Source organism: Pseudomonas sp. NPDC087804 (genome assembly GCF_044742965.1).
Taxonomy (GTDB): Bacteria; Pseudomonadota; Gammaproteobacteria; order Pseudomonadales; family Pseudomonadaceae; genus Aquipseudomonas; species Aquipseudomonas rustica.
In genome coordinates this window covers 580,957-597,121 of record NZ_JBIUVN010000001.1, presented here as the reverse complement: position 1 = coordinate 597,121, position 16,165 = coordinate 580,957, and the positions used below count along the sequence as shown (strand labels likewise).

14 protein-coding genes are annotated in these 16,165 nt (G+C 60.6%); 6 read left to right on the top strand and 8 right to left on the bottom strand.

What is annotated here, in order from left to right:
• Positions 1-4: 4 nt before the first annotated feature.
• Positions 5-946, bottom strand: coding sequence for a VOC family protein (locus ACIOMO_RS02615; protein WP_401237871.1), 942 nt, complete (start codon positions 944-946; stop codon positions 5-7).
• A gap of 257 nt (positions 947-1,203) precedes the next feature.
• Between ACIOMO_RS02615 and ACIOMO_RS02610 the strand changes: the two genes are divergently transcribed.
• The 4 genes from ACIOMO_RS02610 (at position 1,204) to ACIOMO_RS02595 (ending at position 5,379) form a co-directional block, all read left to right on the top strand.
• Entirely contained in the window at positions 1,204-2,166 is a 963-nt protein-coding gene (locus ACIOMO_RS02610) for a LysR family transcriptional regulator (RefSeq protein WP_008077512.1), read from the top strand.
• A 59-nt stretch (positions 2,167-2,225) separates the two neighbouring features.
• Positions 2,226-3,383 (top strand): alpha/beta hydrolase family protein, encoded by a 1,158-nt coding sequence (locus ACIOMO_RS02605; RefSeq protein WP_401237869.1) that lies wholly within the window; start codon positions 2,226-2,228, stop codon positions 3,381-3,383.
• A gap of 188 nt (positions 3,384-3,571) precedes the next feature.
• Positions 3,572-4,921, top strand: a complete 1,350-nt coding sequence (locus tag ACIOMO_RS02600; RefSeq protein WP_401237867.1) for an amidohydrolase family protein — start codon at positions 3,572-3,574, stop codon at positions 4,919-4,921.
• An 11-nt stretch (positions 4,922-4,932) separates the two neighbouring features.
• A complete protein-coding gene (locus tag ACIOMO_RS02595) occupies positions 4,933-5,379 on the top strand; it encodes a heme-binding protein (RefSeq protein WP_401237865.1) in 447 nt (148 codons plus the stop codon).
• On the opposite strand, the gene ACIOMO_RS02590 is transcribed toward ACIOMO_RS02595, so the two are convergent.
• Positions 5,334-6,299, bottom strand: coding sequence for a LysR family transcriptional regulator (locus ACIOMO_RS02590; protein ID WP_401237864.1), 966 nt, complete (start codon positions 6,297-6,299; stop codon positions 5,334-5,336). The two genes, ACIOMO_RS02595 and ACIOMO_RS02590, sit on opposite strands and share 46 nt — an antisense overlap.
• A gap of 154 nt (positions 6,300-6,453) precedes the next feature.
• Here ACIOMO_RS02590 and ACIOMO_RS02585 point away from each other — a divergent pair, with 154 nt between their 5' ends.
• Positions 6,454-7,578: an ATP-binding protein gene (locus ACIOMO_RS02585; RefSeq protein WP_401237862.1), complete on the top strand. Its 1,125-nt coding sequence runs from the start codon at positions 6,454-6,456 to the stop codon at positions 7,576-7,578.
• Between the two features lie 24 nt (positions 7,579-7,602).
• Here the strand turns inward: ACIOMO_RS02585 and ACIOMO_RS02580 are convergent, their stop codons facing one another.
• The 4 genes from ACIOMO_RS02580 to ACIOMO_RS02565 all read right to left on the bottom strand — a co-directional run bounded on the left by ACIOMO_RS02580 (position 7,603) and on the right by ACIOMO_RS02565 (position 12,679).
• On the bottom strand, positions 7,603-8,946 hold the full coding sequence (locus ACIOMO_RS02580) for a c-type cytochrome (RefSeq protein WP_401237860.1): 1,344 nt from the start codon (positions 8,944-8,946) through the stop codon (positions 7,603-7,605).
• A 17-nt stretch (positions 8,947-8,963) separates the two neighbouring features.
• Positions 8,964-11,216 (bottom strand): molybdopterin cofactor-binding domain-containing protein, encoded by a 2,253-nt coding sequence (locus ACIOMO_RS02575; RefSeq protein ID WP_401237858.1) that lies wholly within the window; start codon positions 11,214-11,216, stop codon positions 8,964-8,966.
• The gene (locus ACIOMO_RS02570) at positions 11,216-11,671 is read right to left on the bottom strand and encodes a (2Fe-2S)-binding protein (protein WP_053120137.1); all 456 of its coding nucleotides are present in this window, start codon (positions 11,669-11,671) and stop codon (positions 11,216-11,218) included. The genes ACIOMO_RS02575 and ACIOMO_RS02570 overlap by 1 nt, the downstream gene beginning before the upstream one ends.
• Before the next feature lie 87 nt (positions 11,672-11,758).
• Positions 11,759-12,679, bottom strand: a complete 921-nt coding sequence (locus ACIOMO_RS02565; protein ID WP_401237856.1) for an AraC family transcriptional regulator N-terminal domain-containing protein — start codon at positions 12,677-12,679, stop codon at positions 11,759-11,761.
• 230 nt (positions 12,680-12,909) lie between these two features.
• Here ACIOMO_RS02565 and ACIOMO_RS02560 point away from each other — a divergent pair, with 230 nt between their 5' ends.
• Positions 12,910-14,118, top strand: a complete 1,209-nt coding sequence (locus ACIOMO_RS02560; protein ID WP_401237854.1) for an MFS transporter — start codon at positions 12,910-12,912, stop codon at positions 14,116-14,118.
• A gap of 5 nt (positions 14,119-14,123) precedes the next feature.
• Here ACIOMO_RS02560 and ACIOMO_RS02555 read toward each other — a convergent pair whose 3' ends face one another.
• The gene (locus tag ACIOMO_RS02555; RefSeq protein WP_156316147.1) at positions 14,124-14,903 is read right to left on the bottom strand and encodes a MetQ/NlpA family ABC transporter substrate-binding protein; all 780 of its coding nucleotides are present in this window, start codon (positions 14,901-14,903) and stop codon (positions 14,124-14,126) included.
• Entirely contained in the window at positions 14,900-16,078 is a 1,179-nt protein-coding gene (gene solA, locus ACIOMO_RS02550) for an N-methyl-L-tryptophan oxidase (RefSeq protein ID WP_401237852.1), read from the bottom strand. Before solA ends, ACIOMO_RS02555 begins: the two co-directional genes overlap by 4 nt.
• Positions 16,079-16,165 lie beyond the last annotated feature (87 nt).

Sequence of the window (16,165 nt, the reverse complement as noted above, 5' to 3'; positions counted from 1 at the left end):
GGCCTCAACCGAGTTTTGGCGGCGGCCCACCGGGGGCCCATTTTTCTTTGGCGCTGAACAGGAACAGCTGCGAGTTATCCGCCGACAGTGGCGCGCGACGGGCCTCCCAGGCGTCATCGTGCTTGTCCATGTCAGCGTCGTATTCGATGTGGCAGCCCAGCGGACTGTTGAAATACCAGAACCAGTTGGAGCCAAACAGGTGACGGCCCGGCCCCCAGAAACTGGTCCAGCCTTTTTGCTCGAAACGCGTCCCGGCCAGCAGCACTTCGGTGCCACTGCCCATGTGGAAGGTGAAATGTTCGCAGCCTTTCATGTGCGGCGGGGTCTGGATCATGAACAGGCAATGGTGATCATCAGAGCCTGCCGGGCGCATGAACGGCCCGGCGCCAATGAAGGTGTCGGTGGTGCGAAAACCCAGACGCTCGGCGTAAAAGGCTTCCGCTTTCGCCGCGTCGGGTACGAAATACACCACGTGCGACAAAGTGCGCGGGACGGCGCCCATATCGAGGGTAATGCCCGGCTGGTTAAGTGGCCGCTGTGGCGCATGGCCGGCGGCGTTGGTCAGGTCATCCGGTGCGCTGTAAGGCTTGCGCACGCTGACCTGAAACGCGATGGCGAAACCCATGTCGTCAACGCTGTGCAACACGCCGTGCTGATCGCGACGGACGGAGCGGTCACGGGCCAGCGCATCTTCGATGGCATCCAGATCGCTGATCGCAGCGACCCCGTAGACCGTCTCGCGAATCGACGGCGCCGGGCCGATCGCCGCCGGCAAATCAGGGTCGTCGGCTCGACGGATAATTACGGCGGTACCGTCCAGCGCTTCGAAACGCCCGCCGTTGCTGTCAACGCCGACCGGCGCAAGGCCATAGTCGCGCAGGCAATCGGTGCAGGCTTGAATGTCATCGACGCCAAAGATAAGGGCATCAAGGCCAATGATGTTCATGGCTTACCACTCCATTGAAATTATGATCCGGTGACTGTCGCCATGGACGCCTTACAGCGCGCCGGGCCTGACTGGAAACCGGTGGTGGTGTCGGCTGCAGGGCCGACTGCGGCGAAGATTGGCGCAAGGGCTGACACCTGACTAATCGCGAGTCGGGATGCGACCTATCGGCAAACGCGATACCTGCGACGAAGGTTGACGTGTCGATGGATTCGTTCGAATGTATTGCGAAAATAAATACAAGAACGGACCTGCCCATGCGTTTCAACCATCTGGATCTGAACCTGCTGGTCGCGCTTGATGTATTGCTCGAAGAGCAGAACATCACCCGCGCGGCTGAACGCCTGCACATGACCCAATCCGCCACCAGCGGCGTGCTCGCGCGATTGCGCACCTACTTTGAGGATGAGCTGCTGGTCCAGGTCGGACGCAAGATGCAGCCCACGCCCTATGCCACGGAACTGGCAAAACCGGTGCGTGAAGTCCTGCTGACGATCCAGTCTTCGATTACCGCCAAACCGGTGTTCGACCCGGCCACCAGCAAGCGGCATTTTCGCTTGGTGACCTCGGACTATCTGATCAGCGTGCTGTTCGCCCAGGTGATCCAGAACATTCACCAGGAAGCGCCCAACATCACCTTCGAAATGCTGGGCCCCAGCGACAATTCCGGCGAATTGCTGGTGCGTGGCGAAGTCGACCTGATGATTGTTCCCGAGCGCTACATCATTGACGGCCACCCTTCGCGCCTGCTCTTTGAGGAAGAACATGTGTGCGTAGTGTGGCAAGGCAATACGCAAGTCGGCGACACCCTGACCCTTGAGCAGTACATGCAGATGGGCCATGTCTCGGTGGGCTTTGGCCGTACCCGGCACATGAGCATCGAAGAATGGTTCATGAATCAATACGGTTTCAATCGGCGCATTGAAGTGATCACCAGCGACTTCAATACCCTGCCGCAACTGATTGTCGGCACGCAGCGCATCGCCACGATGCACCAGCGTCTGGCGAACCTCTACGCGCACTATCTGCCGCTGCGCATCCTGCCGCCGCCGGTGAAAATTCCGGTCATGCGCGAGTACATGTTGTGGCACCGCAGCGTTGACGGCGACCCGATGCACCGCTGGCTGCGCGAACGCATCAGCGAATCCATTCAGCATCTGCAACACGTGCCCATCGTATCTCGCGATACCTCGTATCCGCCGTCACGATTGGCCAATTAGTCGGGTGATCCTTAACGTGCCTTGGGAATGCCAAGGCAACCATAAGGACAACAATAATCATGTTTCGCTATTTCCCGACCAACTACGTTTGGAATCTCTCTGTCGACCTGGCCATTGAAATGGGCGCCCGCATGGGTGAAATCGAAGAGATGTGCGCCCCGCTGCAAGAGGCTGCGAAACAGCCAGACGCGGCGGGCACCCGTGCCTTTCGCGAAACCTGGGCGAAAATGGCCGACAAGCTTTGCGGTCTGGCCGAAGAAGACGAAGGCAACGGCCGGATGCTCTCGGCTGGCGAAAAATACAACCGCGCCGCCACCTATTATTTGACCTGCGAGCGCCTGCAAGCCCACGGCGCACCGGGGCGTACCGAGCTCTATCAACGCTTCCTGCAAACCTTCAAGCGCGGCATCGAACTGTCGCGAGAAAACTGCGAACGGGTGGAAATTCCGTACGAGGGCAAACATCTTTCCGGCTTGCTGGTGCGCGCCGAAGGCGTCGAGGGGCCGGCACCGATTCTGGTGCAGGTCAACGGTCTGGACTCGACCAAAGAAATGAAATACCGCGTGGGCCTGCCAGCGTGGATGGCGAAACGCGGCATCTCTTCACTGATCATCGACCAGCCGGGCACCGGCGAAGCGCTGCGCCTGCATGGCCTGACCGCACGATTCGACAGTGAACATTGGGCCAGTCGCGTGGTGGATTGGCTGGAAACCCGAAGCGACGTTGATGCCAAACGTATCGGCCTCGAAGGAGTCTCGTTGGGCGGCTATTACTGCCCGCGCGCGGTTGCATTCGAACCACGCTTCGCCTGCGGCGTGGTATGGGGCGCCAACCACGACTGGCGTGATGTGCAAAAACGTCGACTGGAAAAAGAAGGCAGCTTCCCGGTGCCGCATTATTGGGCGCATGTCTGCTGGGTGTGGGGCGCCAAGGACGTCGAAGAGTTCATGACCATCGCCGAAAACGTGCACCTCGATGGCGTGCTCGACAGGATCAAGGTGCCCTTCCTCGTGACCCACGGCGAGCAGGATTCACAGATCCCATTGAAGTGGGCGCATCGCACCTACGAGCAACTGGTCAACAGCCCAAAATGTGAACTGAAAATTTTCACTGAACGTGAAGGTGGCGTGCAGCATTCGAGCTTCGACAACAGCATCAATGCCGGGCAATACATTGCTGACTGGGTTAGTGAAACCCTAGGTGGTCGCACCGCCTGACACGTTTTTAAAGCTCACCCGAAACGCCGGGCAGCCTTGCGCTGCTCCGGCGTTTTTGCGTACCGCCCAACGCCATTCGCCGTACAGCCATCGACGCCATCAATACCCGGCCATCGATGCAATCTGTTGGTCTGCCAACCTCCCCCGCCCTAGCCTCGTCGGTACAACCACAACAAAGTGAAGTCACCATGAGCAGCCTGCACCTCAAATGTCAGACCTTGTTCGACGGCACTGGCCGCGACACGCGCCAGCAGCAGACGCTGATTGTCGAGAACGGCTTGTTCAGCTACGTCGGTCCTAGCGTTTCAGCGCCGCAGCCTCGCGCCGGCGACAACGTGGTGGATGCCGCAGACGCTTTTGTCATGCCCGGGCTGGTGGATGTGCACACCCATCTGGCCTTCGGCAATGCGCAAAGCGAAGAGGACATCGACATCTGGACCAGCGACGAATTTCGCGCGCTGCGGGGCATGTTCTTCGCCCAGCATGTCCTTGCGTCTGGGGTCACCAGCATGGTCTGCCCCGGCGACAGCGGCCAACTGAGCATCGCCGTGCGCAATGCGATCGGCGCCGGTTTGTTTGAAGGGCCACGGATTGCCGCCAGTAGCCGGGTCATCACCAATCGGCAGAGCCTCAACGACTGGTTTCCGAGTCGCATGGGCGCACCGGAGTTTTTCACCGCCCGCCTCGTCACCAGTCGCAGTGAAGCGCTGGCGGAAATCCGCAAGCAGGCCAAGGACGGCGTCGACCTGATCAAAATTGCCATGGACGGCACGCATCGCCGGCCCGATGGTGAAATCATCGCTGCATTCACCGCCGATGAAACCCGGGAAATGGTCGAAGAGGCGCATCGCCTCGGCTGCAAAGTCGCCACCCATGCCTACGGTCGCGAAGCGGTGATGTACGCCGCGCTGGCCAAGGTTGATCTGGTCTTTCATGGCTTTTACATGGATGACGCCTGCATCGAAGCGTTGCTCGAAGCTGGCAGCATTCTGGCGCCGACAATGACCTTTCCGCAAAACACCGTGGACTTTTGCCAGCCCCACGACCCGGCGATTACCACCGGATACGCGGGTTATTGCGCACGCACGCTGGAGGTCGGTTCGGCGGTACTCAAGCGCGCCAAAGCTGCCGGAGTACCGTTCGCCTGCGGCAGTGACAGCGGTTTTGCGGTCACACCTTATGGTGAATGGCACGCTCGCGAACTGGAGCTGTTGGTGACCCGTCTCGGCTTTACCCCGGCCGAAGCACTGCATGCGGCCACGGCCGTCGGCGCGCGCTGCATGCCGCGTGGCGAAACCCTCGGCACATTGGAGGTGGGCAAACAGGCGGATTTTCTGTTGCTCGATGGCTCACCGCTGCAGGACATCCGCATCCTCCAGGATCGCTCGCGTCTCAAAGCCGTGTACAAGGCAGGACAGCCGATGCGCATGGAACGCAGCCCCTACAACCCCAAGCAAGTGTCAGATTTCAACTCGTTGAAATGGACCGACCTGTATACCCGAGACCGCGTTTCCCAACTGGGCAAATGGACCCTGTGAGGACGATCGACATGCAAGCAATCGACCTGACCACCGCCACGCTTATCGCCAGCCACGCCATCGAGATCGCCCGGCAAGCCGGATTCAAACCCATGGCGGCCGCTGTCCTCGACGCGGCAGGACATCCGCTGGCAGTGCTGCGTGATCAGTACGCCAGTTTTCTGCGCCCACAGATCGCCACCGGCAAGGCCCGTGGTTGTCTGGGCATGGGGTTTGGCGGTCGTGAGCTGGCACGGCGGGCGCAAGCGATGCCAGCGTTTTTTGCTGCAATCAACAGCCTCACCGACGGTGAAGTGATTCCTGTGGCCGGCGGCGTGCTGATCCGCAATGCCGACGGCGAGCTGCTCGGCGCCCTCGGCATCAGTGGCGACACCTCGGACAATGATGAGCACTGCGCCGTGCAAGCCATCGTTCAGGCAGGACTTGAAGCCGACACCGGGGATTGTGTGACTGGCTGATCGAGTAACCCGGCCTGTTCCAATAGCAGGCTGCGAAACCACCTCATTGCCGGATCAAGATCCTGATAAGGATGCCACTGCAGCACCTGTACTGCTTCGGGAAATACCAGCGGTGCGGCGAGGATGCGCAAGTGATAGCGCTGAGCGAAACGCTGCGCCTGACGCCGAAACACGGTAGCGACCCGCGCCGTGCCGACGATGAATTCAGGGATCAGCGCAAAGCTTTCAACCGATACCGCGATGTCCCGCTCAATGCCCTGTTCCTGCAAGTGAGCTGAGTCCATCGACAGGTTCCGGCCGTCGGCGAAGGCTCGCACCACATGCTCGGCCGAGCGGTAGTCGTCGAGGTTCAGGCTTTCGACAAACCGCGAATGCTGCGCACAGACAATGCAGCACAACCGGTCGCTAAGGATGGCTTCGTGCGGATAAGCCGCGTTTCGGCGCCGCTCGGGCACGATCACCCAATCGCTACGCCGATAATCGAGCGCCTCGCTGACAACATCGTCATCGCGCGGTGCTGGCAAATCACGCAGATTCAAACGTACGCCGGGCGCGATGCGCGCAAGTTCGCGACTGACCGCCGGCATCAGCACGCCGATCACGTAATCAGAAGCCACCAGCGTGAATTGCCGCGTACAGGTCGCGGGGTCGAATTCCACCGGGGCATCGACAATCTCACGCGTCAGCGCCAATGCTTCGCGAACTTTGGGCAACAATTGCAAGCCGAGCGCAGTAGGCTCCAAACGCCGCCCCACCTGCACCAGCAACGGATCGTTGAAATGCTCGCGCAAGCGCCCGAGTGCCGAGCTGGTCGCCGACTGCCCGAGATGTAATCGCTCAGCCGCGCGGCTGACGCTGCACTCGCTTAACAAGGCATCCAGCGCCACTAAAAGATTCAGATCGAGTCGTCGATAGCGCATGGCACAGTTCCTGGAAAAGTAGCAGGATCAAACCCGACTGATGGATGCTGCGATCGGAGTGCGCAGTGTCGGACGAAAGTGAGCATACTGGATCGTTCATGCTGTGAAACGAACGCTCGGCGACTTTTCATAAGCCCTCACCAGGATTACCGACATGCGCCTCCCCGATTTCATCATTGAACATATCGAGCCTATTCTTCAGGCGTGGGAGGATTTCGCCAGAACCATCGAGACGCCCGGCGCGGCGCTGGATCGTGAAGCCTTGCGCGATCATGCCGGCCAGATGCTCGAAGCCATCGTTATAGATCTACGCACCCAACAGACACGCTCGGAACAAATCGCAAAATCTCTGGGGCATGGGCCCAGCAGCGCTGAAGAAACGCCCGCCGAAACCCACGCCGTCACCCGGTTGATGGCGGGGTTTACCATCGATCAGATGGTGTCGGAATACCGGGCGTTGAGAACCAGCGTGCTCAATCAGTGGATGGTCAAAGTGAAGTCCGGCACGCCCTTCGATGCTGACGACATGAACCGCTTCCACGAAGCCATCGATCAGGCGCTCGCCGAATCCATTGCCAGTTATTCAAGAGCCGTAGACGCGTCGCGCAATATCTTTCTGGGAATCCTCGGCCATGATTTGCGCACACCGTTAGGCGCCATTCTGCTGGGTGCGGACAGCCTGCGCCGGTCTGCCGATGTCGGAGAACGCGGTACCCGACTGGCGAACCAGATTTTCACCAGCGTGAGACGCGCGAATCAGATTGTGGACGACTTGCTGGACTTGACCCGTTGCCAGATGGGGCCAGGCATTCCTGTTAAAAAAACGGCGTTGGATCTAGCGCCGCTGTGTGAACGCATCGTCGATGAAATACGAGCGTTTCACCCTGACGCCAACGTTGTATTCACGGCGAAAGCACCGGCTGCAGGCAAATTTGATGGGCCGCGCATGGAGCAGGTGTTCTCCAACATCATCGGCAACGCTGTCCAGCATGGCGATATTCAGACGTCCATTGAAGTGCAGCTGGGGGTCTCTGATCGCTCGGCAATCTTTACCGTGCACAACCGCGGAGAGCCTATTGCCGAGGATGTACTGCCGTTTATTTTCAATCCCATGGGGCGTTTTTCGCAACGCTCGGTCGTTGATCACCCGCCTTCAGAGGGGCTGGGTCTGGGGCTGTTCATAGCTTCCGAGATCGTCGCATCACATCAAGGAACAATCGAGGTTGTCTCCAACACCGAGCACGGCACCTCTTTTTTGGTAAAGGTGCCGCTGGCCTGACGGCGAGTTCTACGTTTGACTCCTCTAGCGCATGTGCAAAATGATCGGGCTGCTGCTGGCTGGATCAGTGTGTTCACGCAACTTGCCAACGGCTTGTGCATCAACAGCGCTGGCCTGATTGCCCCATGTGCTGCGCATGAATGTCAGCACCTCGGCGATCTGCTGATCCGACAACTGCTCACGGAATGCCGGCATGCGATAGGCGTCCGGTACACCGGCAGCGACGATGCGCTGCGAGCCGTTCAAGGTGATGTTGATTGCCGAGGCGCTCTCTTTGGCCAGTGCAGAAGTGGCGCCTGCCAGCGGCGGCATCCATTGCGCTTGCCCCTTGCCGTCGAGGCCGTGGCACGAGGCACAGCGCGTCACGTAGGTGTGACCACCCGGAGAATCCAGACGCGTCGCTGCCTGGTATTGCCATGGCTGGCCGTCGCGCTCGGGGTCGCCAGGCAACGACTTGAGATAGCGGGCGATGGCCGTCAGATCTTCGTCGCTCATGAACTGCGTGGAGTTGTTGAACGCCTCGGTCATTGAGCCGTAGACCACCGCGTGGCGATTGCGACCAGTCTTGAGGAACTGGACGATTTCCGCCTCGCTCCATCGGCCCAGCCCGGTGTTGTGGTCATCACGCAGACTCGGCGCGTACCAGCCGTCCAGCAAGGCGCCCGCGAGGAACGGCGCAGCGGAATCATCCAGCGCCTTTTCGTTGAACGCCAGGCCGCGAGGCGTATGGCAACTGCCGCAGTGGCCGGCGCCCTGCACCAGGTAAGCGCCGCGATTCCACACTTCATCTTGAGACGATTTGGGCAGGTAGGATCCGGCGTCGACAAACACACCGTTCCACACGGCAATCGGCCAACGCAGGTTCAGCGGCCAGGGAATCGAGCTCGCAAGGTTCGCTTGTTTGACCGGCGCCACGCCTTTCATGAAGAACGCATACAGCGCACGCACATCGTCGTCACTGAGCCTGGCGTACGACGGATAAGGCATCGCCGGGTACAAACGGCGACTGTCAGGTGCCACGCCGTGACGCACGGCACGGTCGAAGTCGGCCAGGCTGTAACGACCAATCCCGGTTTGAGGATCCGGGGTGATGTTGGTCGCGTGAATCGCGCCCAGCGGCGTGGCCATTTCCAGGCCGCCGGCGAACGGGGCCGCGCCCGGTACGCTGTGGCAAGCCACGCAATCGCTGAGCCTGGCGACGTATTCGCCCCGAGCCAGCAGCGCCGGGTCGACGTCGGCGGCAGTGATCGTGTGATCTTCAAAAGGCGAGACAGGCTCGCGGGTGACATACCAGGCCAGCAGGCCTGCCGCGACCAGGCACGGCACTGCCAGCCAGCCAGCGGTTCTTGCGAATCGGCTGTTATTCATGGACGCTCCGGCGCTGATCAAGTGAAGGTGTGTCGGCTCATGGGCAGGCTGCGAACCCGTTGCCCGGTCAGGGTTGCCACTGCGTTCGCCACGGCTGGCGCGACGGCGGGCAATGGCGGTTCACCGATGCCGCCCATTTTTTCCCCGCTCTCCACAACACGCACATGCACCCGCGCCATCCGCGCAGGCGGCAGGATCGGGTACAAGTCGTAGTTACGCGCGCGCGGTTTGCCATCCAGCCAAACGGCCTCTTCCACCAGTGTCTGCGATAACCCCAACGCCACGGCACCATTGACCTGCGCCTCGACAATCGCCGGATTGACGATGCTGCCCGGGTCAATCGCCTGCCAGATGTCATGCACTTTGACCTGGCCGTTTTCGATCGACACCTCGGCGATCACCGCCGTGTGCGTTCCGAACGGCGAAGCCATTGCCACGCCTCGCGCACGGCGGCTGCCATCCTCGGCGGTAAACGGGCCGCGCTTCCAGCCACCTGATAACTCACCCGCCGCTTGCAGCAAGGTGGTCAAACGTTTGTTGTCGCGCAGCAAATACAGGCGCAGTTCGAACGGGTCTTTACCGCCCTTATCGGCCAGTTCATCAAGGAACGATTCGTAGAAGAAGTCGTTGAGGGAATTGCCCACGGAACGCCAATAACCGAGCATCGCCGGGCCTTTGACGTAGATTTGCGCGATGCGCTTGTTGGCGATTGCATAGGATTTGCCCGACAACCCTTCAAGCGCGGTGGGGTCGAGTTTTTCGCCCTGCTTGCCAGCGAGGGCCTCGGTCGGGCCTTCGGTGGCACTGATCGCCTCGATTGCCAGCGGCCAGCCGTCCTTGTCCAGCGCGGCGCGGAAATTCACCGCCGCAACGGGGCGGAGCACGTCACGCAGAAACTCTTCCTCGCGACTCCAGATCAGTTTGACCGGGCGACCCACCGCTTTGGCCAACTCGATCGCCTGCGGATAAGGACTGGCGGAATCGTAGAGAAAATGCCGACCGAAGAAGCCCCCCAGCAGCGGCGAATGCAAGGTGATGCGCGACGGATCCAGACCGGTGCGCTTGGCGATGTCCGCGCGGAACATGTCCGGCGCCTGATTGGGCAACCAGACCTCCAGCGAACCGTCCGGATTGAATCTGACCAGCGCCGAGGGCGGCTCCAATTGACCGTGGTTGAGGTATTGATTGTGGTAAGTGGCGTCGATCCGCGTCTTTGTATCAGCAAGAATGGTCGCGACGTCGCCTTCATGTTCATCATCTTTGGCGGGGCTTTTATCTTCAGCGAGGCGCTTGAGCCAGGCATCGCTGGAAAAGTCGGCGGGCATCGGCCGGACTTTGCTGTCGGCTGATGGTTCTTGCCAGTCGACCTGAATCGCCTCGACCGCGCGTTTCGCGTGCCACCAGCGCTCGGCAACCACTGCCACGGCGCCCGGCAGACGGTGCACGGAATGCACGCCTTGCATCGCCTGCACCTGGTCTTCATTGCGCAGCTTGCCCACCGTCATGCCCAAACGCGGGGCATGCTGAACGGCGGCGTGCAGCATGTCGTCGACCTTCAGATCGATGCAGTACACAGCCTTGCCCGTGGACTTGTCATAGGCATCAAGGCGCTTCACCGGTTTGCCGATCCAGCGGAACTGGCTCGGATCTCGTAGTGTTATTGAGGCGGGATCGGGAACCGGCAGATCCATCGCACGCCCGGCCAATTCACCATATGTCAACGACCGGCCCGACGCGGCATGCAGGACTTTACCGGGTTCGGTCGTCAGCTCGCCGACCGGCACGCCGAGTTTTTCCGCGCCGGCCTGCAACAACATGGCGCGGGCCAGTGCGCCGAGGCGGCGCATCACCGGGTAACTCATGCGCACCGACATGCTGCCGCCGGTGATGCGCATGCCGTTCTCCAAAACCACGTAGGCTTCACCGGGCGGTGCGGCTTCGACGAGGAAGGTCGCCGGGTCGGCATCGAGTTCTTCTCCGACAATTTGCGCCATCGCGGTGAACGTGCCCTGCCCGCCTTCCATAAACGGGCACAGCAAACGCACGCGGTTGTCCGGGCGAATTTCCAGAAACGCCGGGACCTGCGTGCCACGCTCGGCAGTCGCCGCAGCCGTTGCGGCCTGCACGCGGGTCGAACCGAGCGGCAGACCGAAGCCAAGCACCAACGCACCGACGGCGGTACCGGTCAGAAAACGTCGGCGCGAGACATTGATCGGCTCGTGCAGCGCGAACGCGAATGCCTCACTGGACGGATCGATACGGATGCTCATCAGGCGTCCCTCTTGCCGGCCAGCTCATGCACGGCGGCATGAATGGCGTTGTAGGTGCCGCAGCGGCACAGATTGACCATCGCCGCGTCGATTTGCGCGTCACTTGGCTGCGGGTTTTGCTTGAGCAACGCCGTGGCGGCCATGACCTGCCCCGACTGACAGTAACCACACTGGGCCACCTGGAGATCGACCCAGGTCGAGACCACCCGTTTGCCGACTTCGTCAGCCTCGATGGCTTCAATGGTGGTGATTTCGCGGCCGACCACGCCGGCCACCGGCGTCACGCACGAACGCACCACATTGCCGTCGACCAGCACGGAGCAGGCGCCGCACTGCGCCAGTCCGCAGCCGTACTTGGTGCCGGTCATGCCGAGGTCATCGCGGATCACCCACAGCAAGGGCGTATCGGCGTCGGCATCGACCTGATAGGTCTTCTGGTTGATTCGTAATTCCATGGCTCACCCGCTCTATCATCGGTTGACGTGCATTGTATGAGCGGTGACGCGCGGCGAGGCGCATCCCCGGTAAAGCGTGTCTGTGGTTTAACTTGCCGCTTCTGCTTCGATTGGCTGGCCACGCAGCAGCGCCATGTCGCGACTGGGCGCGGTACCGAACAGGCGGCCATATTCACGGCTGAACTGCGAAGGACTTTCATAACCGACCGCAAACGCCGCGCGCGAAACGTCCAGACGCTCGACCAGCATCAGCCGACGCGCCTCGTTGAGCCGCAGCCACTTCTGGTACTGCAGCGGGCTCATGCCGGTCAGTTGGCGGAAATGCAGGTGAAAAGTCGGCGCACTCATCTGCACGCGTGCGGCCAGATCGTCGATGCGCAGTGCAACGGTGTAGTTGAGTTTCAGCCAGTCGATGGCTTTGGCGATGCGATAGCCCTGACCATCCACCGCAGTGATCTGCCGCAGGCGTGAACCTTGATCGGTACTGAGGAGCCGGTAATGGATTTCGCGCAGGATCAGCGGCGCCAGCACCGGGATCGCCTCGGGTTCATCAAGCAGGGCCAACAGCCGATCAAGCGCGCCTTCCAGCGCCGAGGACACATTGCCAATGCCGGCGCCGGTGCCTGTCGATGGCTTCCGCTTGGCGGGCAGGCCACTTTTGGTGATCACCTCGGCGAGCATGCCGATGTCCAGTTTCAACACCAGACCGACACAGGGCTGCTCAGGGCTGGCGAGCAGCACTTCGGAGTTGGCGGGTAAATCCAGCGACGTGACCAGAAACCGCGAAGGGTCGTAACGATAACCCTCCCCTCCGACCCACAAGCGTTTCTCGCCACGGCCGACCAGAATCAGGCTCGGTTCGATCATGCACACGGCAGGTGGCGCTGGCTGGTCGCGGCGAAACAGCGACAGCCCGGGTATGCAGGTCGCGAAGTCACCCGGTGCGCTGATGCGCGGGTCAATCTGCAACGCTAACGGCGATTCATGGCGATGGGGGGTGTGGATCATGGTCGGTCACTCCTGTTGACCGAACTGTAGTCCGCGCAACCGAGCTTTCCTATCCACAACCCTGCATCCTCAGAGGATCAGGCAAGCATTCAAGAGGAATGCACTAGAGCAGCGGCGGATCGACCGGGAGAATGTGTCGAACTGTTACAGGGGCATGCCCTTGCAGGCATCCATCACTTCAACCCCTGCGCATCACCTCCTACGCTTTTCGCGCAACACAGGTAGTTTCCATGACAACCCCTCTTACCGATCCTTCTACAAAGAAAAGCGGCTGGAGCGCCGTGCTGGCCATGTCCCTGGCCGCGTTCGCTTTAGTTGCTTCAGAATTCATGCCGGTCAGCCTGCTGACGCCGATTGCCGCCGATTTGCACATCACCGAAGGCCAGGCGGGTCAGGGCATTTCCGTGTCCGGTGCGTTCGCGTTGATCACCAGCCTGCTGATTGCAAGCATCGCTGCTCGCGTTGAACGCAAGAAATTGCTGTTGAGTCTGACCTTGCTGATGATCGTGTCAGGCACGATCGTCGCGCTCGCGCCGGGCTACCCGTCATTCATGATCGGACGTGCCTTGATCGGCATCGCCATCGGTGGTTTCTGGTCATTGTCGGCGGCGACGGCCATGCGTCTGGTGGCGCCTGATCAAGTATCGCGCGCACTGGCCATGGTCAACGGTGGCAACGCGCTCGCAACGGTGATCGCCGCCCCGGGGGGCGCCTTCCTCGGTTCGTTGATCGGCTGGCGCGGTGCGTTTTTTTGTGTGGTGCCGGTGGCAGCGCTGGCCGCGGTGTGGTTGATGATCAGCCTTCCGTCCTTCAAGGCCGAACGCAAGGCCGGCGGCGCCAACGCCCTGCAACTGATGCGTCAGCCGCCCGTGGCCTTGGGCATGATCGCCGTCAGCGTGTTTTTCATGGGCCAGTTCATGTTGTTCACTTACCTGCGCCCGTTCCTTGAGGGCGTCACCGGCGTCAGTGTTTCAACACTGTCTTTGATGCTGCTGGGGCTGGGACTCGCAGGGTTTATCGGCACCTTTCTGATCGAAAGATTCATGGGCCGCGGCCTCTACCGCACCCTCACGGTTATCCCGTTGATCATGGCCTGTATCGCTTTGGCGCTGGTGAACTTCGGCGAGTCGGCAATGCTGACGGCCGTGCTGCTCGGACTGTGGGGATTGGTCGCCACGGCCGCGCCGGTCGGCTGGTGGACATGGCTGGCGCAGACGCTGCCGGATGATGCGGAAGCCGGTGGCGGCATGCTGGTGGCGATTGTTCAACTGGCGATCGCCGGCGGCGCCATCGTCGGCGGTTTGGCCTTTGATCTGAGCGGCTACAAAGCCACATTCGAGCTGAGCGCTGCCGTGCTGGTCGTCGCGTCCGTACTCGCGTGGCTGGCGGGGCGCGCAGCCACTGAAGTGCATTTTGCCGAATCGAACGTGACGGCCTGACGTGGTCAGAACGCCGGCACTACATCGCCGTGATAACGCTCAAGAATAAACTGCTTCACTTGCGGCGAGTTAAGCAATGCGCCGAGCTTCTGCACCGCCGGCGCGTTGGCCTTGTCGCGGCGCACGTACAGGTAATTGGCGTACGGCGATTCTGAGCTTTCGATAAAAAGCGCATCTTTGTGCGGCACCAGTTTGGCTTCCAGCGCGTAGTTGGCGTTGATCAGAGCCAGATCGACCTGATTCAACACGCGCGGCAGCATCGCCGCTTCAAGCTCTTGAAACTTCAGGTGCTTGGGATTGCTGACGATATCCAGGCGCGTCGCCATGATGTTGTCAGGGTCTTTGAGGGTGATCAGGCCTTGTTTGGCGATCAGCAACAGTGCACGACCGGAGTTGGTCGGGTCGTTGGGAATGGCAATGGTGGCGCCATCCTTGAGTTCGCTGATGTTATTGATCTTCTTCGAATAGGCGCCGAACGGTTCGATGTGTACCGCGACGACGGGCACCTGATCGCTGCTCGGGCGATCCTTTTTGTAGGCTTCGTAATACGGTTTGCTCTGGAAGTAATTGGCGTCGAGCAAACCTTCATCCGTCTGCCGGTCGGGCTGAATGTAGTCAGAGAAGACTTTGACGTCGAGCGTCACGCCTTCTTTTGCCAGCTGAGGTTTCAGGAACTCGAGAATCTCGGCATGGGGCACGGGCACCACAGCAATTTTCAAAGTTTCCGCATAGGCAGAACCCATGGCGGCGACCAGCAGTGCGACGGAGAGCGCGACACGTTTCACGATAGTGTTCCTTCGAAGCGTTTCAGGGAGAAAGAGGACAGATCCAGGTCGGTCGAGCCACGCATGCACCACTGTGCAAACGCCTCGCCCAGTGCCGCGGAATGCTTGAAGCCATGGCCCGAACATGCCGACACGAACAGCGTGTGTTGCAGCGACGGATGCTCGTCGATGATGAAGTGGCGATCCGGCGTGACGGTGTAGGCGCAGACGGCGGACTTGCTGACCTTTGCGGTCACGCCGGCGATGCGCTTGTGTACTTGCTGCTCGTACATGTCCTGCGCTTCGGCTGCTGAAACCGTGCGGTCGATGGCCTGCGGCGCCGATGCGGTGTGGTACTGCGCGGTGGCGATTTTCAAACTGCCCTCGCCGGGTAATGCGGGGAAGCCGTAGTTGATTTTGTCGTCGCCACGACCGTGGGTCAGGATAAACGTCGGTGAATGGCCCACCAGTCCGGCGTTCTCTTCCAGTTCGAACCAGAACAGTTTCTGCCGGTAAACACTGAGCAGATGTTCAAACGGTTTGCTGAGCAACTCACCGCTCCAGTTGCCTGCGCTGATCACCAGTTTGTTGGCAAACAGCGTGCGTCGGTCGGTGGTAACGGTGACACCGTCCGCGTCCGAGGTGATTGCGGTGACGGTCTCGCCTTTATAAAGCGTCGCCCCGTGCTGCTCGGCCAGTTTGAGCTGCACATCGATGCAGCGCTCCGGACGCACGAAGCCGCCACCGGGTTCGAAATAACCGATGGCCGAGTCGTGCACGTGGGCGAATTGAGGAAAGCGCTGGCGAATCTGCTCGGCGGACAAGACTTCGTGCTCGATGCCGTAGGTCTGCGCCAGCCCGATGGTGCGCAAGGTGAAGTCGCTCTGATCTGCAGGATCGAACTCGGCGCTCGACCTCAGCACCAGCAACCCGGACTGCTCGAACAGTGACTCACCCGACAACGCCTCAAGCTCACGCCAGATGCGATGCGAATTACGCACGATCGGTACATATTGCGCGCCCTCGCCAACCGAAAGCCTTGTGATTCGGGTATCGCCATGACTGGAGCCGAGGTTATGCGGCGGGTGATGACGGTCAATTCCGACGACGTTCACCCCCGCTTTCGCCAACTGGTAAACCGTGGCGGCGCCCATCGCGCCCAAGCCTAAAACCAGCACCTCACATCGCTCGGACATAAATAGTCACCGATCAAAAAGGCGCCAGTTGAGCGGTAAAGGAATCGGAATTCCAAGATTAAAAAAGCATATCCATATAGCTCGACG